Origin of the sequence: Microcoleus sp. Pol17C6, from assembly GCF_036701145.1 — a bacterium.
Lineage (GTDB): Bacteria > Cyanobacteriota > Cyanobacteriia > Cyanobacteriales > Microcoleaceae > Microcoleus.
In genome coordinates this window covers 25548-48003 of sequence record NZ_JAUBQH010000044.1, presented here as the reverse complement: position 1 = coordinate 48003, position 22456 = coordinate 25548, and the positions used below count along the sequence as shown (strand labels likewise).

Genomic DNA, 22456 nt, shown 5'->3' with positions numbered 1-22456 from the left:
AGTTCCTACAAACTCGAAAAAAAATGGTAAAACTTAGGTCATAAAATTGGCTAGTTCTTGTCGAGAAACCGTTGCAACCTTTATTCAAGCCTTCGTTTCTAAGTGCCGGCTCCTCCGATGCCGGCACCTAGAAACCAAGCGGGGCAAGAGATTGGGAATTATTGAAGATGTCTAATGAAAAGACTCTGTACAGTCAGTGTGAAACGGGATTATGGGTAGACATAACGGTAGAAGTATCCTTTCATATTCTAACTTGAATCAGTGAAGCTCAGGGAATGTGTTGGGCTGCTCTTTCATTCAATTAGATCGAAAATGTCCTCCAAGTTTGCTGATGGGCTATAGTCTTCAAACATCTTAATGATATCAACAGCACCTTTAACATTTACACTTGTTTCGTTAGCATTTTTATCGTTCGATCTTAATTGATAAATTCCTGGATAACGTTTTTTGATACCTTTCAAATCTCGATACCATTGGGCTGCTCGGTAAGATTCTTGATCGGGTACTAAACATAAAAAAAAATAAGAATTGATATGTACAATTCGGAATATTATTTTCCCTGGATTGGGTGAATAGATATCACCTCGTGTGGCTCTTAAGACATCTGGCTTGATCTCTTTAATATCTCGTAATGAAGGTCGCAATACCATCGGATCTTGGATTTTGTGAGGAGTTACAAGTAATAAGAAAATACTTAAGCCTTTTGGCTTTGGTTTACCATGAAGAATAAAGTCTACGCATTTGTCTAAACTAGATTTGTCGGGTGAGTCATGGACGCGAGCAACGTTGTATGAGATTTTGAGTAACCAGCGAGCGAGCCTGTCAAAATCGTATGTAAACCTCTTGGACTGCCCCAAAGCCACATAGTTACATATATATCTCTTGTAAATCTCGTTAAAATAACCATCTAGATTTGACAGAACTCCATTATTGCAAACAGCACATACATCTTTAATAGTTTGCTCTCCATCCACAAATTTATTGATTTTTGCTAAGAACCTCTTACTACGAGCTGGATTGCGTTCAACCTTTTTGTGGTTAAGTAATGACTTAGGAAACAAATGCTCTTTGGTTAAAGGGCTTTGTCTTTTACAAAAGGCACAGACAGGAATCATTTTATCAGACATATACTAGCAAACAAAGTTAGGGAAATTATTCAGATTCTTTATAGGAACTAGGCAGAGTTGTAAGAGTTGGAGTATGACTGGGCTGGCAAGCTAACTTATAATTAGAGCGCAGTTGCGGTACAATTACGATAAAGCAAGCAGCGATAAATTCTCGTCTTCATAAAATAATTCGATGGCGTTAAAATTCCGACGCAGCAAATTTTCAATTTGCAATGTCGAACTGTTTCCCAGGCGAAGCCAAATAACTTTCGGGGGATTCCCAAATACTAAGCTCAGGTCGTGCATATCCGCGTCTTTCGAGACAATCATCAAATTATTGTCTTTTGCATAATCCCAAACTATTGGGTCGATCGTTGCTTTCATGCCCACATCTCGAACATGAAGCGAATTTGGGAAAATATTGCTCAAACGATTCGGCAACTTGGGCGACAAGTTTTCATCAAAGAGTAATTTCATGCCGATAAGGTGGCGGTCATAAACCGACGCTCGCGGTCAGCAGCATAAGCTATGCAGGCTTTTAAATCTTCTCGCGTCAAATCGGGAAAATCGTCGAGAATTTCTGCTTCGGTCATCTCGGAAGCCAGGTACTCAAGCACTTCATAAACCGTAATTCGCAAGCCGCGCACACAAGGCTTACCACCGCGTTTATTGGCTTCGATCGTGATATGGTTTCGGTAGTTCATAGTGGGAATTTTTGAGAATCTCCTGGTTTGAGGTTTGGCGAAAAGATTAGATATACTAGCTTGTTACATGGGTGCGCGATCGAATAATTGTATTGCAGTTGCGGTACAATACTGGATATAATCGAGCAATACCGCAGTTCGATCGTGTATGTCAACTCCTTCTTAATTATATTTTAGATTAGAGTCGATCGCACACCATCGACGATCGCCAGAACCAAAACATTTATCAGAACTTCTTCACGCACGAATAACTGTAACCGTTCGCCCCATTGGTGTCAGATGAATTTCAGTATTCAGTCGTTCTTCTAATTCGGGTGCATTCTCGCGGCGATCGAATATCACCAACCAACCCGAATCTTGTCCTAATCGAGCCAAATATCCATCCAACTGTTCCAACCCTTTACTCAACGGATCGACTTTCCGAGTCCGCCAAACCTTCAGTTCAATGCCCAATGTGACTTCACCATAACGCAAACATAAATCCATGCGATCGCGCCCGATCGCATATTCCCTCTCCAATGTTCCCCCACCATTAATCACCCGATGCAGAAATGCCATCAACACCAAATGCGGTGCAATTTCGGGATAAGACGCACTTTTGAGTAACGGTTCGCCATGTTGCAGCCAAAACGCAAGAAACGCTTGCAGGAGTGCATCTGGTAGTAGTTCGCCGCGATCGTTCAACCAACTCGGACGGATAATCGGTAAACTATCTTGCGGCCCTTGCGCCAAAACTCGCGGCAACACTTCTCGATAAATCGGATTGGCGATGACTAAACCCCCGGCTGGATCTCGTTTGAGCAAGCCCAAATCTACGAGGTATTGGCGATCGTCATTAGAAGATTCTGCCAATTCTCGTCCGGCTAGCATCGGCTCGATAATGGCTTTGACTCGGTTTTCTCGCAGTCGTTCTGCCAAACTATCTAAATGCGTATCTTGTCGTTTTATGAGAATTTCTTTGGATTCTAAAATATGTTGTGGTGTAATTTCTATAGATTCATCTGTTACTAATTCTTCTACAATTTCCTTAGCTAAAGCATTCACTAACCAAGGTTGTCCCTGAGTCAGTTCAAAAGCTAAGGCTACCGCTTCAGGTGTAAAAACTTGTCCGGTATCTTCGGTATGTTGCGCGTAGAGTTCCGCGACTTCTGAGGCATTAAAATCTCTCAGAGTAATCGATCGCACTTTAATATTAAACGGACTGGATGTATGGAGTCGATCGCTTCCCCCCGCAGCCACTTTGTAATCGCGAACATCCCGCAAACCAATTAAACCCACCGATTGCGGAAACGCTTTCGGGCGATTGGGATAACCATCGCGTAATTGGCGCAGAATAGAAATCAAAGCTTGGTCTTGTAGTGCGTCAATTTCATCGATGAAAACCACTAAAGGACGAGGAGAAGATTGTGCCCACAGGCTGAGTACATGGCCGATTTGCTGTCCCGGTTCCGACGAGGGCCAAGCAGGCGGCTGCAATTCTGGGGGAAGTCGAATCGATATCGCCCGTCGCCAAGCGCCCAGAATGGCCTCTTCTGCACCGCCGATATCTTGACTGAAGGGTGCGCCGACTTCAGCCGAAACCATGACGGCGGTGTATTGTCCGCTTTCGGTGAGTTGTTTGGCTAACGCCAGCATAGCGGTGGTTTTCCCCACTTGCCGGGGTGCATGGATGACGAAATAGCTTTGCTGAGCAATCAGTCGCTCTAAATTTGGGAGGCGACGGGTGGCAGGAAGCTGATAGTGGATGTCATCGCGGCAGGGGCCAGCAGTATTGAACCAACGCGGCATAGGTCAACTGGGGCGAATGGGGCTGCTCTCAGTTTAGTGTAGTGTTGTTGGAATGGCGTTCTAGTTGTTAAGCGGGGGTTTGTATCGACTCTCCGCACCCGATGAAACTCTCTCAGAGCGAAATTCCTGCTCGATTCTTGATTCATAGAACGGAAGAACCCCAATTGCCAACTGCCAAAGTTTCACTCTTCTACCCGATAGCCCAATTCCGCTAAACGAGTGCGAGACTGCCGCCACTTCGGCTGCACTTTGACAAATAACTCCCAATATACTTTGCCCTCAATTAACTTTTGAATCTGTTCTCGCGCCGCACTGCCGATCGACTGTAAGCGGAAACATATAACTCAAATGAGTGACACTCCAATGTGTGAACTCACACAAGTTTCACTATAAAAAGCGACTGTGAAGCCATCGAAGACAGCAGTTATACCTGAAATATCAAATGAAAACACTTGAATGCACAGAGGATTCCCATCATGTTTACAGAAGAAAAAACTCTCAATAATCAAGCTATGGCTCTCGTCGCCGATACAACTTCTCAATCCACTCTTGCAGTTGCTGAAGCGTCTGGACTCATGAAACCCACTTTAAAACGGGGTTCTACTGGTCAAGCGGTCAAGGAACTGCAACAGCTTTTATATCATTGGGGATATTATTACGGTTTTTCGATCGATGGTATTTTCGACACCTATGTTGAAGACGCCGTAAAAGACTATCAACACCGCGTCTTTTTACCTGAAGATGGGATTGTCAGTCCTCTTACCTGGCAAGCACTATACTCTGGTGCACCTGTGAATATGCCGACTCTAATGATTGGTAGTTCAGGTAATGCTGTCAAAATTGTTCAGAATGTCTTGAAATTGAATGGATACTATTTCGGTTTTGTTGACGGATACTTCGGGGTTATGACCAAAGTAGCGGCGATCCAGTTCCAAACGATTAAGGGTTTACCAGCCGATGGAATTGTCGGGCCGAGAACTTGGCACGCTTTGAGCAAGTTACCGCACTAAACAACGGTATATCTCAATACCGTTCAGTTAAGCCCGATCCCCCCTAGCCCCCCTTAATAAGGGGGGGACAAGAACTGCTTCAAAGTCCCCCTTTTTAAGGGGGATTTAGGGGGATCTCGCCCGGAATAAACTGTTTTAACTGAACCGTATTGCGGTATATCTCACTTGTATAGGACTTACGTGCCGACTCTAATTGTAGGGTGTGAAACGCGCACCTTACAACTACAGGTAGTGTAGTTTATCAGTTATTGCGTAAGTCCTGTTAGTTAAGCTTTAATCATTTATGAGGTTAATCAAATGACACATTCTGCTATCCTTGAAGCTCCCGCAAATTCTGCAGAACACGGACAAGAGCTGGCTGAATTTTTGCAGGAAGATAATGGACACTACTCGGCAATGCGAGCGATGAGTTTTATTGCACTGATTGCAGCAATTGTGTTTGGCGCAATCACAATAACTATCAAGAATCCTGATGGCAAATACATTACAACTTCTTTTTTAGTTGCTGCTTTTGCACCAAAAGCTGTTCAAAAATTTGCCGAACGTCCTTAAACAGTTGACGATTGACAGTTGACAGTTGCGGGCGGAGTTTTTAGGACAATTATTTAAACTGAACTTCTGCCTGCGAGGGGAAGTTCAGTTGTAAAATCTCTCAACGATCGCCCTTATTTGCTCCATCAGTTCGCTTTATTCTTCCACGCGATAGCCCAATTCCGCCAAACGGGTGCGAGACTGCCGCCACTTCGGCTGCACCTTGACAAATAACTCCAAATATACTTTGCCTTCAATTAACTTTTGAATCTGTTCCCGGGCCGCACTGCCGATCGACTTGAGCATACTGCCGCTTTTACCGATTAAAATACCTTTTTGGGAATCCCGTTCGACGTGAATTGTCGCTAGAATGCGGGTAATTTTTGCTTCTTCTTGAACTATGTCGATCGCAATTGCTACAGAATGCGGCACTTCTTCCCGCGTCAGCAGCAAAATCTGTTCCCGAATCAATTCGCCCATAATAAAGCGTTCCGGCTGGTCAGTCACCAAATCTGGCGGGTAATAATAAGGCCCAACCTCCAAATGTTCGATTAACAATTGTTGCAGCGGCTCGACACCCTCGCCCGTGAGAGCGGAAAATTTCACTACAGGCCACTCAGGATTGACAATTTGCTCGTAAGTTCGATCGATCAACACGGAATCCTCCGGTTGTTCGTCCAACTTATTCATCCCCAAAATCACCGGAACTTTGCAATTGCTGAGAATTTCGACAATATATCGATCGCCCCCTCCCGATTCCACCGAACCATCCACCACAAACAGCACCACATCCACCGACTGAATCGCTGTGCGGGCATTCTGCACCAAAACCTTGCCCAATTGGTGATGTGGCTTGTGAATTCCGGGAGTATCTACAAAAATAATTTGTGCTTCCGGTGTCGTTAGGATGCCCCGCAGCCTGTTACGTGTCGTCTGAGACACCGGCGAAGTAATCGCAATTTTCTGCCCCACCAACTGATTCATCAGCGTTGATTTTCCGACATTCGGGCGTCCGACAATACCCACAAAGCCCGATTTGTAACCCGCCGGAGCCACGGGAACACCCATAATGTCCGATACGTCGATAAATTTACTATCTTCCACTAAAATCACCTATTTTCAAGCCCCTTCTCTGTCTATTGTCGCCTGAAAATACTCAAACGCCCATCGATGCACTGTAGCATCTTTCTCGCCCTGGTATAGCGCGCAACACTCAAAGCTCGATCGAGCCGCAAACCAGTGTTAAAACGTGATACGCGATCGGCAAAACTTGATATCTGAGACAAAATTTGATAAAGTTCCAATGACATCGCTCAAAAATGAATCATTCTGGTAAAACCGACTCCCCAATGCTGTAACAACTTCAGATGGGTAAATATCTAACTCCACTGAAACTTTTCTACAGTTTGTCAGGCAAACCAGTTTTAACATTTTTGAAGATGTTTGGTAATAAATTAGGTAAGTTGAACTCAAACTCAAAAGCTCAATATCATCAGGCGCTTTGTCAATAAAAGCTAGTGTCTTGTGAGCATACCTAAATTAGTGCTAATCGTCATAAAGTTGAGGAGATGAATCAGATGAAATCGAAATTTTTTTGGAGTTGCTGCACCGTTTTGGTAGCAAGCTTGCCTGTTTCCGCCTTGGCTCAAACAAGCCCTCCCACAAGCCCTCAAGCAGGTATTGACTACAAGGGTGGCTCGAAGAAATACCAGTTGCTACCGGGCAGAATCCAAGACAGAACCTTGCCCAGAGCTTTTGACTTTCCAATTATTACCAATGTTGGTACTGACACTAGCATCACCTCGGATTTCCTAATTACCGATCAGTTTCGCGCCCCAGCGGGTCGTACAGAATACACCGGAGCTCTCACCGCCTGGGCAGCATCAATCAGAGAATGTCTCGCCAAACAACCACTCTTGATTCGAGCAAGCACTAAGAACCCGATTCAGATTAATGGTAGAGTAGGCACGATTGTCAGAAACGCAAATAACCGTGCAGTTTGCAAATAAGCCAGCAATATCACAGGGGCTAAATTGACCGTAATTGCTGTAACGGCGGGTTCACCAATATCTCCCATGCAAGCATCGATACAGTAAACCCGTCACCGCAGCGATATGGGGGTCAATCGAGGCCAGTTGATATAACTTCCGCTATCTTAAAGATAAAAACTAGAGAGTGTTTTTGAACAAAAAGAGCAATAGAAAACCTATTGCTCTTTTTGTTGGCGAAATTTCAACTAATATCTATTAGGACTTATATGATATCGGCTGAAACGACATCATATAAGAGGTTTGTAGGGAGGAATGCAAGTCCTTATCAAAGTTTAAGGACTTGCATTCCTCACTGCAAACGACATAATTACGCAGAAACCAGATTTTTTCCAAAAAATCCCGTGGAACCCGAGGGATATGGATTTTAAAACCTGGTTTATCAAAGTTTGTCTGCGTAATTCACGATTTAGTAGCGCAAAATTCATGTGTACTCAGTAAAATTTCGCCATAATCAGGAATCCAAGCTAGCCACTGTTCTTCCGAACATTCACACAACAGCCACGCTTCGTCAAAGCTGAATGCGGTTGGCGGATTGAACAATTTAACCCACATAGAAGGAGCCAATTTTGGTGCAGGTACGGCGCAGCCAAATTTTTCCCAGTCGCGGACACCGGCGAAGCTTCCGGGCGTTGGTTGGGATTGCCAAGTACGAATATCTGTTTGCAGTTGCATAACTACTCCTGTCTAGCTAAGAGTCTGCACCAGGGTCCGGTTGAAACAACGCAGAGCGAAGGCGCAGATAAACTTTGATTATGTAGTCTATGTTACGGAATTATCTAGGGGAATGTGTAAGGTTGTAGCAAAAATTTACAATCGAGAGGAAAAAACTGGTTCAAAGCTGAAAAGGTCGATCGGCGATTGTTGTGCTCGGCAACGATCGCCTACCATAGCAAACAACATCTGATTTATTTCAAAAATTCCGACATGAACGAAAGTGCAAAATCTCCGTGGAAAACTCTAGACCGCTTTTTAGAAATCAACTCTCGTTGGGTAGAAGTAATCGCGGAACATCTCGAAACAACCGAAGGAAAAACAGTAGAATATTGGCGAGTAGAAAGAGCAGATTCAGTTGTAATCTTGACCATTCAAGCTGACAAATTGCTGTTTCCCCCACCGATGTATCGCCCCGGTGTAGGAGAAGCAACCCTGGATTTTCCCGGCGGTCGCGTAGAAGCCGAAGCAACGCCAGCCGCGGAAGTTCCAGCTATACTCAAAAAAGAGCTAGGCGTGACAGAAAGTGCGATCGCCCGCCTCGAACCGATTAACACCGTCGGCTGGGCAATAAACAGTTCCTTCTCCAATCAAAAACTCTACGGTTTTGTTGCAGAATTGCACCCTACAGCAACAGTAAACCCCGAACGGATCGGTGCTGAATATCCTCTCACCCCAGACGGAATTCGCGACTTGCTCAAAAAATTAACTTGCCTCCAATGTCGAGCCTTACTGCTAGAATGGCAAAATCAAGTCGATTTTAGATTTTAGATTTTAGATTAGGAATTGTTTTCTGAGGATCGCCGATTTTAACTTGCTGAAAACCCAAATTACCCAGACTAATCATGCCTCTCAATAATGAAGTTGCTGTCGAATGCCTCGACGTGACATATCGCCTCAACCGCAGGCATTTAGTAGACAAACTCAATTTAAAAGTGCTGCAAGGAGAAGTTTTAGTATTGCTGGGACGCAGCGGGAGTGGCAAAACTACTACCATGAAATTGATTAACAATTTACTAACGCCAAGCAGCGGCGAAGTTCTGGTCATGGGAAAACCGACAACTCAGTGGAACCCAATTCAACTGCGCCGAAAAATTGGTTATGTGATTCAAGAAATCGGTTTGTTTCCGCATTTTACCGTCGAGCAAAACGTCGGTTTAGTGCCAAAATTAGAAGGTTGGGAGGGCGATCGTATTCAATCTCGCGTCCGGCAACTGTTAGAATTAGTCAACCTCGATCCCCAGCACTTCGCCAAACGCTACCCCCATCAGTTATCCGGCGGACAGCGGCAGCGGGTGGGGGTCGCTAGAGCACTGGCGGCTGACCCTCCGATATTGTTAATGGATGAACCGTTTGGTGCTTTAGACCCCATTACTCGTCTGGAATTGCAGCGAGAATTCGGTCAATTGCAGCAGCAACTCGGCAAAACTGTGATTTTTGTGACTCACGGCATTCAAGAAGGTTTTTTGTTAGCTTCTAGAATAGGTTTGATGCAAGATGGACGGTTGATTGAATTGGCATCGCCCGCTGATTTTATGAAATCTCAGCATCCAGAAGCTCGCGCATTTCTTGAATGTTTGCAATTACCCGGAACTGGGTAATGATATGATGTGCGATCGCATCATTCGTTTATGGCTATCGGTCGGTTTTTGAAGCTGATGGCGGGAAATTAAAGATATTGGTGAACCGACTCCTACGAGATATTCTATTATAGTAAAATTTACAATTCTGAATTCCTAATTACTAATTTCCACATGATGCAATTTATCAATCGGTATGGCGCTGAGATAATTAAGCGCGCCAGTGAACACTTATATTTAGTAACTGTGGCAATTTTTATCGCTATTATTGTGGGGATGCCCCTAGGAATTTTAGTCACCAGAAAACCCAAATTGAAAAAGCCAATTTTGGGTTTTGCTAATATTATGCAAACAATTCCTAGTTTAGCTTTGTTTGGCTTGCTAATCCCGGTGCCGGTATTGGGTGGAATAGGCGATCGCACGGCAATTATCGCGCTCACTCTGTATTCTTTACTGCCAATTATCCGCAATACTTATACTGGTATTGTTGGCGTCGATCCAGCGATTACGGAAGCCGGAAGAGGCATGGGGATGACTGATATGCAACTGTTATGGCAAGTGGAAATTCCCCTGGCACTGGGCGTGATTCTGGCGGGGGTGCGAGTTGCTGCTGTAATTGCGATCGGACTCGCTACAATCGCCGCTGCAATTGGCGCGGGTGGCTTGGGTGTGTTTATTTTTCGCGGCGTTGCTACCGTCAACAATCAGTTACTTTTGGCTGGGGCAATTCCGGCTGCTTTAATGGCCTTAGCTGCGGATTTTGGGCTGGGTTGGGTAGAAGCGCGCCTCTCTAAAAGTACCTTAAAAACTATTAATGAGGACTAAAATCCTGGCTACCTTCCGTCAAGGTTGTCACTCTCTGCGAACCCGAAGCATTCGCAGGATTGGCTATCAGATTGCGGATTTCATTTGAGCGTTCAATGTACTCTCGATCGCTCAAAACAGCTTGGCTCCCCTCCAGCGAAATAGCCTCTGCCAAATCGATCCAAGAACGGCAAGCGCCGTATTCAGGAATGTAGGGAATTTCGCGGATTTCTGCAAGGCGATAAGCCCGCAGCAATAAAATATAAATTGGCTGAGTTTGTTTCCATTTCAGGCGATCGCTGACAAAATTTTTATTCCAAATATGGTACGGAAATAGCGCAGTAATTGCCGGTTCCCAAGCTACCAAAAAAACATCAGTAATCTCCGCCCAACTACCAATTCTAATAACTTCAGGATGCCAACCAGATTCGACATTTTTGACTTGATGTGCAAACTCCGGCTTTAATAAACGCGGCTGTTGGTGTTCAAAAGTTGGATACAGCAAAACCTGTTTGTCAGTGACATTAAACTGTCCTGCTTGCTCGCGAATTCCCCCCTTCCGCAACAGCACAATCGTTTGACCTTGTTCCAAAGCATTAACTGCTACATTCCATTCTTTCAGCGCCCTAGTAGTTGATTTCATAGGAATTTAGTTGAGTTTTAACAATAGTAACAAAAATCGGTACTTTAAAGCAAGTACAGCCATTTTTTCCTGTTAAAATAAGGTAGTCCTGCATAGTCAGGACTACCTTATTTTGATAAAGACAATAATTGGTTGGACTACATCGTGGGCAAACTGCTGTTGCTTTTATTGCTCTACACAATAAATAATCGTCTCTTCTGTGTCCAAGCTATCCTCTACTATCACACCGGGTAGATTCAGCAGTTTTGTCATTAATTTTTCAGGAGTTTACTTAAATACTTAATAAAGTTTAAAGATTCTCGCATATTAAGTACCAAACAAGCATATTGAGATTTGTTAAAATTTAAATATTATTCAAAAAGCTTAGATTATACTTTTTTAAAGTGCATAGAAAATAGTTTTTTAATTCGGTTCTGTCATGTATTTCAGTATCATTACTGAAATACCACCTGCTGTTCAATTTATTATTAGTGAAATTACGCACATGAGTATTACTATCTTCGGTTACAACCTCAGCGAAGCCATTTACGAAAGTGTCAATACTATTATTTATCGCGGCACTAAAGATATTGATAGAACCTCAGCAATTATCAAAACATTCAAAACTGAGCATCCGACAATCGAAGAAATTTCCCGCTTAAGACACGAACATAAAATCCTCAGACATTTAGAAAGTGAAGGAATAGTCAAGCCCATAGCCTTAGAAAACTATCATAACGGCTTAGCGCTGATAGTAGAAAATTTCAGCGGTCAATCTTTAAAAGATTTCCTTAACAATCAACCCTTGGCTATAAAAGCATTTCTAAAAATCGGAATTCAGTTGGCAACAACTCTTGGAGATATCCATCATAGTAATGTTATCCATAAAGACATTAAACCTCAAAATATCCTAATCAACTCAGAAACAAAAGAAGTAAAAATTATTGATTTCAGCATTGCTTCTCTCTTAGATAGAGAAAATCAAACCGTCACCAATCCCAACTTATTAGAAGGAACTCTCGCCTATATGTCGCCGGAACAAACCGGCAGAATGAACCGCTCAGTGGACTACCGCACCGACTTTTACTCCCTCGGTATTACATTTTATGAAATGCTGACGGGTAAGCTACCTTTTTCCGCAAAAGACCCCCTAGAATTCGTTCATTGCCATATAGCTAAAGCACCAATAGAACCTAAAAAGCTGAATCCAGAAATCCCGGATACAGTTTCGGAAATTGTAATGAAATTATTATCTAAAACCGCTGAAGATAGATATCAAAGTGCTTTCGGACTAAAAGCTGACCTGGAAACCTGCCAGGAGATGCTTTCTTCAGGAGAGATTTCCCACTTTATTATAGGTCAACTAGATTCCTACAGCCAATTTCTGATTCCGCAAAAACTCTATGGACGGGAAAGAGAAGTTGCTAGTTTGCTAGAAGCTTTCGCTCGCGTCAGTGGTGGGACAACGGAGATGATGCTAGTTTCTGGTTATTCAGGTATCGGCAAATCTTCCCTGGTTAACGAAGTTGATAAACCTATAGTGGCAGCGCGAGGGTATTTTATTTCTGGTAAATTTGACCAGTTTAAACGAAATATTCCTTATGCTTCTTTAATTCAAGCATTTCAAGGATTGATGCGCCAAATGCTCACTGAAAATTCCGCTCAAATAGCAATTTGGAAGGCTAAAATTCTCGAAGCACTTGGTGCCAATGGGCAAATTATTATTGATGTTATTCCGGAAGTAGAAAAGATTATTGATCCACAGCCTGCGGTTCCGACATTGGGACCGACTGAATCTCAAAACCGATTTAATCGAGTGTTTCAACAATTTATACAGGTGTTTAGTAAAGCCGAACACCCCTTAGTGATATTTTTGGATGACTTGCAGTGGGCAGATTCAGCTTCGCTTAAGCTGATCCAGCTAATAATGACCGATCCCGATAGTAAATATCTGCTATTAATTGGGGCTTATCGGGATAATGAAGTCAGTGCCACTCATCCGTTAATTTACACTTTAGAGCAAATTCAAAATACCAGGGCGATAGTAAATAATATTATCCTCCGACCTTTGAATATCTCTCATGTCAACCTATTAGTGAGCGAAACCCTGCGGAGTCCAATTTCAGAAGTTTTACCCCTATCTGAGTTAGTTTTTCAGAAAACCCAGGGTAATCCCTTCTTCTTAACTCAACTGCTCAAATCCCTTTATCAAGACAAACTCCTATCCTTTGATTTCAATCAAGTTTGCTGGCAGTGGGATATCCAACTGCTTCAAGGCATTGATATCAGCGATAATGTAGTCGAATTGATGGTTAGCCAAATTCAAAAGCTGTCGTCCCAGACGCAGAAGGTCTTAAAATTAGCTGCCTGTATAGGAGACCTATTCAGTTTAGAATTTTTGGCAATTGCTAATAAAAAATCTCAGTCAGAGACGGCAATAGATTTATGGGAAGCGCTACAAGCTGGTTTTGTGATCCCGCTAAATAATTCCTACAAAATCCCCCTGCTATTTGACTCGGAAACATCGACAGAAAATTCAACCGAGCAGTTTGATGTCATTTATAAGTTTTTGCACGATCGAGTGCAGCAGGCATCTTATTCTCTAATTCCCGACGAGCATAAAAAAGAAACTCACCTAAAAATCGGTCAACTACTACTGCATTCAACAACGCCTGAAGAACGAAAAGAAAATATCTTTGCACTGGTTAACCAACTAAATTACGGCACCGATTTAATCACTTTGGAGTTGGAAAGATATGAGTTGGCAGAACTCAATCTGATCGCCGGACAGAAAGCCAAAGCAGCAACTGCTTATGAGTCGGCTGTCAAATATTTGAAGGTGGGTTTGGAACTGCTTGGGGAGGAAAGCTGGGAGAGTCAGTACGATCTAACGATCGCCCTCCATTTAGAAGCAGCAGAAGCCGAATTCATAACTACCAACTTTGAGCGATCACAACATTTGTCTGCGACGATCCTGAAACAAGCGAAAACCCTTCTGGAAAAAGCCAAGGTCTACGAACTGAGAATTCAATTAGAGATGGCTCAAAACCGGATGCAATCAGCTGTAGATAATGGGATCGAGGTTCTAGAAATGTTCGCAATTCGCCTAGAGCAAGAACCCCCTCAAGAACTAATCTTTGAGGATTTAGCTAACTTGCCGCCCATGACAGATCCCGATAAACTCGCAGCCATGCGGATATTAAATCTGATTACAACACCGGCTTATCTAGCAAATACTGCAATATTTCCGCCAATTCTTTATACAAAAATAACTTTGTCTATTAAGTATGGAAATTCGCCTCAAGTCGCTTTTGCTTATGGTTGGTATGGAGCGCTACTCTGTGGAGGATTAAGAGACATAAATTCTGGATATCAATTTGGCAAACTAGCTATTTTATTACTAGATAAATTTAATACACTTACCCTAAAATCGAAGATTATTTGTATATTTAATTGTCTGATAAGATTTTGGAAAGAGCCGCTTAATACCACCTTAGAACCTTTGATTGATGCCAGTCAAAGTGGTGTGGAAACTGGAGACCTAGAATATGCTTGTCACAGTCTCGTCAATTATTGCAATCAGTTATTTTTCAGCGGGGGTGAACTACAGAAACTTGAGCAGGAGCAGGCAAAATATGTTGCACTGACCATTAAACTAAAACAAGAATACGATACTTTATTTATTAAAATTTACCAGCAAGTAGTTGATAATTTACTCGACAAAAACTCAGATAAATACTATTTACTAGGTGAAAGTTTTAATGAAGAAGAACTACTGCCAGGAATCGAGGCCTCTAACACTGGGACTTTGCTCTATGCTTACCATGTCGGCAAAATGATTCTCTCTTATCTATTTAAAGAGCCAAATAAAACAGTGTCGAGTGCCCACTTAGCATTAAAATATGCTGACACGGGGGCAGGATTAATGCACATGAGTATCTACAACTTCTACTATTCTCTTGCCCTCCTAGCACTATATCCCGAAGCAGAACCAGCCCAGAAAGAACAATACCTAAGTGAATTAACAGCGAATCAAGAAAAATTAAAGACTTGGGCGTTTCATGCACCGTCTAACTTCCAGCACAAGTATGACTTAGTAGAAGCAGAAAAAGCGCGGATTTTGGGACAACCTTTAGAAGCCAGCGATTATTACGATCATGCTATAGCCGGAGCCAAAGAACAGGGATATATCCAAGAAGAAGCATTAGCCAACGAACTGGCCGCAGAGTTTTATTTTTCCCGCGCTAAAGATAAAATTGCTCGGATTTATTTAACCGATGCTTACTACGGATATAGTCGCTGGGGAGCTAAAGCTATAGTCAAAGATTTGGAAGCCAGATATCCTCAAATATTTTCCCGGATAGCCAAGACAGAAACTCAACGTAGCCAGGTCACAATGAACACTACCTCGACGAGTGGAGGGAGTGCAGGAGTGCTAGATTTAGCTACTGTGATCAAAGCATCTCAAGCTCTTTCTGGTGAAATTGTACTAAGTAAGCTGTTGGCGAAATTGATGAAAATAGCGATCGAGAATGCGGGTGCTCAAAGTGGTATTTTCATTTTAGAAAAAGCTGGAAATTTACTAATAGAAGCTTACGGAACCATAGATAGCGATGTAGAAGTGCTGCAAACAATCGCCGTAGAAAAAAGTCAGCAACTACCCATATCTTTGATTAACTATGTTGCCAGAACTCAGGAAAATGTTGTATTAAACGATGCGAGTTGTGAGGGAAACTTCACGGCGGATAATTATATAGTCAACCAAAAACCCAAGTCAGTATTATGTACTCCCATCGTCCATCAAGGAAAACTGACTGGAATTCTTTACTTAGAAAATAATCTCACCACTGGTGCTTTTACTCCCGATCGTTTAGAAGTTTTACAACTGTTATCTTCTCAAGCAGCTATTTCAATTGAAAATGCCCGTCTTTATAACGATTTGGAAGCAGCCAATGCTACTTTAGAAGTAAAGGTGGCAGAAAGAACGCAACAGTTACAAGAAAAAAATATCGATTTACAAAAAGCAGAAGAATTAGCGAAAGCCGCCAACTCTGCCAAGAGTGAGTTCCTGGCTAATATGAGCCACGAGCTCCGAACGCCACTTAATGGCATTTTGGGTTACACCCAAATCCTCAAACGACAAAAAAACTTGGCTGACCAGCAAAAAGATGGTCTGAACGTGATTAGTCAGTGCGGCGAACACCTCTTAACCCTAATTAACGATATTTTAGATCTCTCCAAAATCGAAGCCAGAAAAATGGAAATCCACTTGAGTAATTTCCATTTATCACAATTTTTAGAAGGCATCGCTGAAATTTGTAAGATTCGGGCCGAACAAAAAGGAATCTCCCTGATTTATGAGCCTATTACCAAACTACCTATTGCCGTTGAGGGTGATGAAAAACGGTTGCGGCAAGTTTTAATCAACTTACTCGGGAATGCAATTAAGTTTACCGAAAAAGGCGGAGTGGCATTCAAAGTAGGATATCAGGATGGCAAAATCCGGTTTCAAGTGGAAGATACCGGAGTTGGGATGGCACCAGAGCAATTGCAAGACATATTTTTGCCTTTTCACCAAGTAGGAGAGGCCAACCTTAAGGTTGAAGGAACCGGGTTGGGACTGGCAATTAGCCGCCAATTAGTCCAGATGATGGGTGGTGAAATAAAGGTGAAGAGTACATTAGGACAAGGGAGCGTTTTCTCGTTCGATTTAGATTTGCCAGAAGTATCGGAATGGGCGACTAATGCAGCAAAAGCCAATGCCCACACCATCGTTGGTTTCAAAGGCCGAAAGCGAAAAATTCTCATAGCTGACGACAAGTGGCAGAATCGTGCGATCATCGTGGGAATGCTTCAGCCGTTAGGATTTGAAATTCTGGAAGCAACGGAGGGTCAGGACTGTTTAAACAAGGCGGTGGAGTTTAAGCCCGACTGTATTTTAATGGACTTGATGATGCCCGTAATGAGCGGCTTAGAAGCAACGCGCCGGATTCGCCAATCACTAGGTCAGACTAATTTAGTGGTGATTGCTACTTCTGCCAGCGTTTTTGATTTCGATCGCCAACAAAGTGTCGAGGTAGGTTGCAATGATTTTATTCCCAAACCCATACGAATCGAGGAGCTTTTAGAAAAATTATGTACTCATTTAGGGTTAGAATGGATTTATGAAGAAAGTTTGGAAGAAGTTAGGAAAGCAGAAGCAGAAAAAAAATCTCTAAGTTCTGAAATTGTAGCTCCCCCCGATGAGGTAATCGCCGTTTTATTCAATTTAGCGATGATGGGCGATCTTCGAGCCATTGGGGAGGAAGCTAAAAAGTTAGAAGAACTCAATGAGCAATGGGGGCCCTTTGCTACTCATCTACGCCAGTTAGTGAAAGGATTTGAAGAACAACAAATCTTGGAGTTTATTAAGAAATATAGGATTGCCAAATAATGAATAACGAACTTCCCGAACAAAGCACAATTTTAATCGTAGATGACACTCCGACTAATTTAGGTGTCCTGTTCGATTTTTTGGCAGATTTTGGCTTCAAGGTATTGGTAGCTAGGGATGGGCAAAGTGCTCTCCAGAAGGTAGAATATGCCCCACCGGATCTGATTTTGTTGGATGTGCTGATGCCCGGAATAGATGGGTTTGAAACTTGTCGCCGTTTGAAAGCGAATGATTTAACGAGAGACATTCCCGTGATTTTTATGACGGCTCTTGCTGATACGGTGGATAAGGTTAAAGGTTTGAGTCTTGGTGCGGTGGATTATATTACTAAGCCTCTTCAGCATGAAGAAGTTTTAGCTCGTGTTAATGTCCACATGAAGCTCCGCAACCTGTCGAAAAAACTCCTAGAGAAAAATGTGTGCTTGCAAGCAGAAATCGAACAGCGTGTCGAAGCGGAATCCTCGCTGTTGAAGCTGGCATCGGAGTTGGAAAGGCGAGTTGAGGAAAGGACGGCTGAACTTTTGCAATCCAATCAATTTCTCAAACAGGAGATTCAAGAGCGTCTGCAAGCAGAGGCGGGATTGCAACAATCGGAAGCTCAATTGCGAACCCAAACTAAATGTTTAGAAAAGGCTTTTCGAGAATTGCAAATCACGCAAACTAAACTTGTGCAGAGCGAAAAAATGTCTTCTCTAGGTCAGCTTGTTGCAGGTGTAGCCCATGAAATCAATAATCCAGTTAATTTTATTTTTGGGAATGTTTCTTACGCCCATGATTATACCCAAAATTTGATTGAGCTCGTCAATCTTTATCACCAAGAATTCCCGGAGGCAGGGCCAAAAGTTGAACAGAAAATAGACGAAATAGAACTAGATTTTTTGGTGGAAGACTTACCTAAATTGCTGAGTTCAATGAAGGTAGGTGTAGACCGAATTCGCGAAATTGTTCAATCGCTGCGAATCTTCTCGCGATTGGATGAATCTGAGATGAAACCAGTGGATATTCACCAGGGTATTGATAGCACTCTGTTAATTTTGCATAACCGTGTTAAAGGAAGGGGCGATCGACCTGCAATTGAGGTGATAAAAGAATTCGGCAATCTGCCTCTGGTAGAGTGTTATGCGGGTCAGCTTAACCAGGTGTTTATGAATCTTGTTGCTAATGCTATTGATGCCATTGATGATTATAATACGACACGATCGTTAAGTGAAATGAAAGCTAATCCTTCTAAGATTTTCATTCGCACGGAGGTTACGGAATCTAATCGAGTGTTAATTCATTTTAAGGATAACGGGCCTGGGATGACAGAAGAAATTAGCCAACACCTATTTGAGCCATTTTTTACTACTAAGCCTATCGGGAAGGGTACTGGTATTGGTCTGTCAATTTCCCATCAGATTGTAGTCGATAAACACGGGGGTCAGCTCAATTGTATTTCAGCTCCTAATCAGGGGGCAATATTTATTATTGATATTCCAATTCACCACAAAAATTTTTCTAATAATTTAATTACGATGTCTGAAACAGCTTTGGGTATTTCTTAGTTGATTTTTACTTAAGGGAATTTCAATAAATTTTAAGGGTCGCACAACTATAATCAAAATCGCTCATGCAGGGGGATATTCCAATACTGTAGGTAATGAAGTAAGAGACGGATAGAAGCCTTCGGGAGCTTCTCACTTTTGCAGCCAAGCTAGAAATTGGAGTTTTGAGGCAGGAGGCAGAAGGAAGGAGAAGAAGTGTTTTTACAAATATTAGATGCTCCCTTGTTATGGCTGAGTGGGGCGGATTCACATTTAGGACAGTTCATATTTCGATTATGCAACGCCCTAAAATACACGGGACGGGCGGGACGCCCATCCCACAATAAAAATCACAATCATCCCGCTATTATGCAACGCCTAGATTATTGATCTCGAAGCTAGTTTGCGACTAGCCTAGAAGGGATTAACGGACTGCTATCAAAATATTTAATTTGGCAACTAAAACGTCCAGATTTTCCGATGTTTATCGTCTAGTTGGTGAACCCTCCTGTGCGGCGTAGTCGCACAGGAGAGCTTGTGACCAGGGGTTTAGTCCTGACCAACATTGCTACATTCTCACTGCAAAAGATGCTGCTAATTCCCGTTCTGGTTCCATACCAACTGTAGGCGGCATGGAACGATTTGCTACTTGCTCGATCAGTTGTAAATGTTGCGGCAGCATTTTAGCTAAACTGTAGCGTTCTAAGGCGGTTTGACGGGCTTTGATGCGAATTTCTGCCATGCGGGTAGGATGGTCTAAAACTTCATCAATGCGATCGGCTACTTGTTTGGGTGAGAAGTAATCGACTAGCAAACCGTTTTCTCCGTCGCGGATAACTTCTCTGACTGGCCCTGTGTCGGAACCGATTACTAAACATCCGGTTGATAGAGATTCAATCATGGACCAAGATAGCACAAAAGGTCTGGTCAGATAAACGTGTACGTCGGATGCTTGAATTACTTTTAGATAAAGTCCGTAAGGTAGGGGCCCGACAAAGTGAACTCGCGACAAATCTAGGGGTACTTTTTTGAGCATATAGTCTTTGTAAGACTCGCCGTTGGGTAAAGAACGCCCATAACAAACTCTTTCTGAACCAACGATTACGACGTGACAGTTGGGGCGGCGTTCCTGTACATAGGCGATCGACTCAATGAATTCGGGAAAACCCCGGTAAGGTTCCATTCCCCGCGATACGTAGGTGACAATTTCATCAACGCCAGACAAGTCTAAGTTAGGCAAAACCAGTTTAGCACCGGGGTCGGGTTTGAAGTAATCGGTATCTACGCCGTCGTGGAGTGTGGATAATTTTTGTTGTAATTCTGGCGGAAATTGCGATCGCTGCCAATAAGTTGGTGATAAACCCCAATCGCAAGAATATAAATCGATCAGAATCGGCGCATTTTTGATTCTAATTCTGGCCATATCGTCAACTGTTAAAGGTTCCGCTGGGTCGAAATCTGCGTCGGAACCAATAGCATGATAAAACCACTCGAAATAGCACAAAAGCGGCGTATTTGGAAAAGCTTCTTTGACAAACAATGTCGGCCCCCAACCGGAATGTCCGCAGATAATATCGGGTACGAAACCGTCTGCTTTAAGTTGTTCTGCCATTCTAAATACGGCTTGTCCGTATATGACGGCACTTTCTAAAGGGCGAACGTATTGGTGAGTCTGCGCGTGGGGTTCCCGGCTGGGGGTAAATGCTGCTTTGCGAACGCCGGGAATGTTCCACTCTGGGCGCTCGTTTTTAGTGCCGAAAACAATTTGATTTTTCGGATCTGCGCCTAAAGCCGTGATAATGTGGCGGTATTGGGCGGGGAAGTTGGGATGGAGAAATAATGCTTTCATTGTCAGTTGTCTGTTGACTGTTGACTGTTGACTGTTGTTAGTTGGAAGAAAATATTGTGAGGCGGCTAAAAAGCTTTGATTTTATTCATTGGGGGTTGGCGCTTTGCAGATCCAGACACAATCTCGCGGTACTGAAGATGTATTTTTCAGAATGATTTCATAGTTTAAATGATGGAGAAATTTTTCCATAATTGTATCAGTCATAACTGAAAATGCAGTGCCGTCTCTGCGTCCGAGCAGGTTTTTGTCCCACTCGCTGGCGAATTTTTGCCACCCTAATTCGCTGAGAATATTCCCATGGTGAAAGACGCAAATTCGATCGCCCCGCAGCAGTTTGGGAATTCGAGTCAGGTAGTTAAATATATCTACCGGCTCTACGTGTACCATTGTATCGTAACAAAAGCAGACATCGGCTGAATCTGGAGCGATGCCGTCTAATGTTAAACCGTCGAGTTTGACGTAAGAAACGCGATCGGTTCCCAAGCGCGATCGGGCCGCTTGCAGCATTTGACTGGAAATGTCGGCACAAATTAGTTGATCGCAATATTTCAGCAGCAGCGAACCAGTTTTTCCCCCGCCGATACCGATTTCTAAAACCGTATGTTCTTTTTTGATGTACGGTGCAATAAATTGCTGTTCTATCAGCGCTTCGTATTCTGCTAGGGAGTTAGCAGCACCGGCACCTTTCCCCACCCATTCATCGCCCAAATAAGCGAGTTCAGGATTATTGTCTTTCCATTCTTGGGCGTAGCTGTCCCAAGCCCCTTCGTAGTCTATTTTAGGCGGTATTATTTCCATTGTTTTTGGTTTTTTCTGTCTCAGAATACATAAACAAAAATCGCTTGATAGTCCTCCGGACACAGCCATTAAGATTTGTTCAATCTCAAGCAATAACTTGATGATCGTTTCACTCTTGGGTTCTCCGTCTGAAAGTTGATAGTGATCTAACAAAGGGTAAAGTTCGTGAAGCAACCCCCCACCGGCTGAATTCAAGACTTCCACATCAAAGTAGAATTCTAAAAACGGAAGTATCAGCTTTGACCGAACTGCTTCTGAAGGGTCTTTCGCCAATACTCTCTCAATACTTGGACTAGCAAATATTTCAGTTGTTCCCGATCGTAGCGTGTAGTGAAAACATTTGTAAATGCTATTAATCAAATTTACTTGATTTTGATTGTATATATTGTAGCAATCTCCTATATATTCATTTACAATATAATATCCCTCGGGTTTTAAACATTTCCGAATAATTGATAAACATCGTTCTAGTTCTCTGACGTGATGCAGCGAACCCGAGCAAAAAACTAGATCGTATTTTTTATTATCATCAATCGTAAACAAATTAAAGTCATCTTGATAAAAATTAATCTCTACTCCCGCTGCTGCGGCATCTTTTCTAGCAATTGCTAAAGAACTTTCAGAAAAGTCAAAGGCATCAATTTGAGTGACTAATCCTAATTTAGCCATCGCAATCTCGTGATTCCCCACACCGCAACCAATAGACAAAAGACGATCGAACCGTCGATTTTTGAAATAATTTTTGACTAACCACTGTAGCCAATAATCATTAGTCTGACCACCTGACAACCGATGGTTTATAGCTTTTTCAATAATTGGATTAGACAACCAGTAGCCTTGCTTCGCAATTGCGGCAGTTGGATTATTCTCCCAATAATTCTTAGCTGTTAATATATCAAAGGATTTATCTTCCATAGACTCGAAATTTGAATCCATACTTTTTCAC

General features: G+C 42.7%; 18 protein-coding genes and 1 pseudogene. 8 read left to right on the top strand and 11 right to left on the bottom strand.

Annotated features, from left to right (window positions below; translation table 11 throughout):
- Nucleotides 1-293 precede the first annotated feature (293 nt).
- The 5 genes and pseudogenes from QUA25_RS20430 to QUA25_RS20410 all read right to left on the bottom strand — a co-directional run.
- Nucleotides 294-1127, bottom strand: a complete 834-nt coding sequence (locus QUA25_RS20430) for a hypothetical protein (RefSeq protein ID WP_333040916.1) — start codon at nt 1125-1127, stop codon at nt 294-296.
- A 123-nt stretch (nt 1128-1250) separates the two neighbouring features.
- Complete coding sequence (locus tag QUA25_RS20425) at nt 1251-1583, bottom strand: DUF5615 family PIN-like protein (protein ID WP_333040914.1); 333 nt, start codon at nt 1581-1583, stop codon at nt 1251-1253.
- Complete coding sequence (locus tag QUA25_RS20420) at nt 1580-1810, bottom strand: DUF433 domain-containing protein (protein WP_006634608.1); 231 nt, start codon at nt 1808-1810, stop codon at nt 1580-1582. Before QUA25_RS20420 ends, QUA25_RS20425 begins: the two co-directional genes overlap by 4 nt.
- A 237-nt stretch (nt 1811-2047) precedes the next feature.
- A complete protein-coding gene (locus QUA25_RS20415) occupies nt 2048-3598 on the bottom strand; it encodes an ATP-binding protein (RefSeq protein WP_333040913.1) in 1551 nt (516 codons plus the stop codon).
- Between the two features lie 182 nt (nt 3599-3780).
- Nucleotides 3781-3927 (bottom strand): annotated as a pseudogene (locus QUA25_RS20410) (GTPase Era); the annotation flags it as partial.
- Between the two features lie 147 nt (nt 3928-4074).
- Between QUA25_RS20410 and QUA25_RS20405 the strand changes: the two are divergent.
- Complete coding sequence (locus QUA25_RS20405) at nt 4075-4608, top strand: peptidoglycan-binding protein (protein WP_333040912.1); 534 nt, start codon at nt 4075-4077, stop codon at nt 4606-4608.
- A 297-nt stretch (nt 4609-4905) separates the two neighbouring features.
- Complete coding sequence (locus QUA25_RS20400; protein WP_333040910.1) at nt 4906-5160, top strand: hypothetical protein; 255 nt, start codon at nt 4906-4908, stop codon at nt 5158-5160.
- Between the two features lie 135 nt (nt 5161-5295).
- Here QUA25_RS20400 and era read toward each other — a convergent pair whose 3' ends face one another.
- Nucleotides 5296-6207 (bottom strand): GTPase Era, encoded by a 912-nt coding sequence (gene era, locus QUA25_RS20395; protein ID WP_333040924.1) that lies wholly within the window; start codon nt 6205-6207, stop codon nt 5296-5298.
- 68 nt (nt 6208-6275) lie between these two features.
- The gene (locus QUA25_RS20390) at nt 6276-6449 is read right to left on the bottom strand and encodes a hypothetical protein (protein ID WP_333040909.1); all 174 of its coding nucleotides are present in this window, start codon (nt 6447-6449) and stop codon (nt 6276-6278) included.
- A gap of 267 nt (nt 6450-6716) precedes the next feature.
- Between QUA25_RS20390 and QUA25_RS20385 the strand changes: the two genes are divergently transcribed.
- A complete protein-coding gene (locus tag QUA25_RS20385) occupies nt 6717-7148 on the top strand; it encodes a hypothetical protein (protein WP_333040908.1) in 432 nt (143 codons plus the stop codon).
- Nucleotides 7149-7589: 441 nt separating this feature from the next.
- Here the strand turns inward: QUA25_RS20385 and QUA25_RS20380 are convergent, their stop codons facing one another.
- The gene (locus QUA25_RS20380) at nt 7590-7862 is read right to left on the bottom strand and encodes a hypothetical protein (RefSeq protein WP_333040906.1); all 273 of its coding nucleotides are present in this window, start codon (nt 7860-7862) and stop codon (nt 7590-7592) included.
- A 252-nt stretch (nt 7863-8114) separates the two neighbouring features.
- Here QUA25_RS20380 and QUA25_RS20375 point away from each other — a divergent pair, with 252 nt between their 5' ends.
- From QUA25_RS20375 to QUA25_RS20365, 3 genes are all read left to right on the top strand, one after another.
- Nucleotides 8115-8672 (top strand): NUDIX hydrolase, encoded by a 558-nt coding sequence (locus QUA25_RS20375; RefSeq protein ID WP_333040905.1) that lies wholly within the window; start codon nt 8115-8117, stop codon nt 8670-8672.
- 74 nt (nt 8673-8746) lie between these two features.
- Nucleotides 8747-9502, top strand: coding sequence for an ATP-binding cassette domain-containing protein (locus QUA25_RS20370; RefSeq protein ID WP_333040904.1), 756 nt, complete (start codon nt 8747-8749; stop codon nt 9500-9502).
- Nucleotides 9503-9655: 153 nt separating this feature from the next.
- Complete coding sequence (locus QUA25_RS20365) at nt 9656-10306, top strand: ABC transporter permease (RefSeq protein WP_333040903.1); 651 nt, start codon at nt 9656-9658, stop codon at nt 10304-10306.
- Here the strand turns inward: QUA25_RS20365 and QUA25_RS20360 are convergent.
- Nucleotides 10293-10928 carry a DUF1802 family protein gene (locus tag QUA25_RS20360; protein WP_333040902.1) on the bottom strand — a complete coding sequence of 212 codons (636 nt, stop codon included), beginning with the start codon at nt 10926-10928 and terminating at the stop codon, nt 10293-10295. The two genes, QUA25_RS20365 and QUA25_RS20360, sit on opposite strands and share 14 nt — an antisense overlap.
- A 484-nt stretch (nt 10929-11412) precedes the next feature.
- Between QUA25_RS20360 and QUA25_RS20355 the strand changes: the two genes are divergently transcribed.
- Both QUA25_RS20355 and QUA25_RS20350 read left to right on the top strand, forming a co-directional pair.
- Nucleotides 11413-17340 carry an AAA family ATPase gene (locus tag QUA25_RS20355; protein ID WP_333040901.1) on the top strand — a complete coding sequence of 1976 codons (5928 nt, stop codon included), beginning with the start codon at nt 11413-11415 and terminating at the stop codon, nt 17338-17340.
- Complete coding sequence (locus QUA25_RS20350; RefSeq protein ID WP_333040900.1) at nt 17340-18884, top strand: response regulator; 1545 nt, start codon at nt 17340-17342, stop codon at nt 18882-18884. Before QUA25_RS20355 ends, QUA25_RS20350 begins: the two co-directional genes overlap by 1 nt.
- Before the next feature lie 547 nt (nt 18885-19431).
- Here QUA25_RS20350 and QUA25_RS20345 read toward each other — a convergent pair.
- Nucleotides 19432-20712: a glycosyltransferase family 4 protein gene (locus QUA25_RS20345; RefSeq protein ID WP_333040899.1), complete on the bottom strand. Its 1281-nt coding sequence runs from the start codon at nt 20710-20712 to the stop codon at nt 19432-19434.
- 81 nt (nt 20713-20793) lie between these two features.
- Complete coding sequence (locus tag QUA25_RS20340; RefSeq protein WP_333040898.1) at nt 20794-22446, bottom strand: class I SAM-dependent methyltransferase; 1653 nt, start codon at nt 22444-22446, stop codon at nt 20794-20796.
- Nucleotides 22447-22456 lie beyond the last annotated feature (10 nt).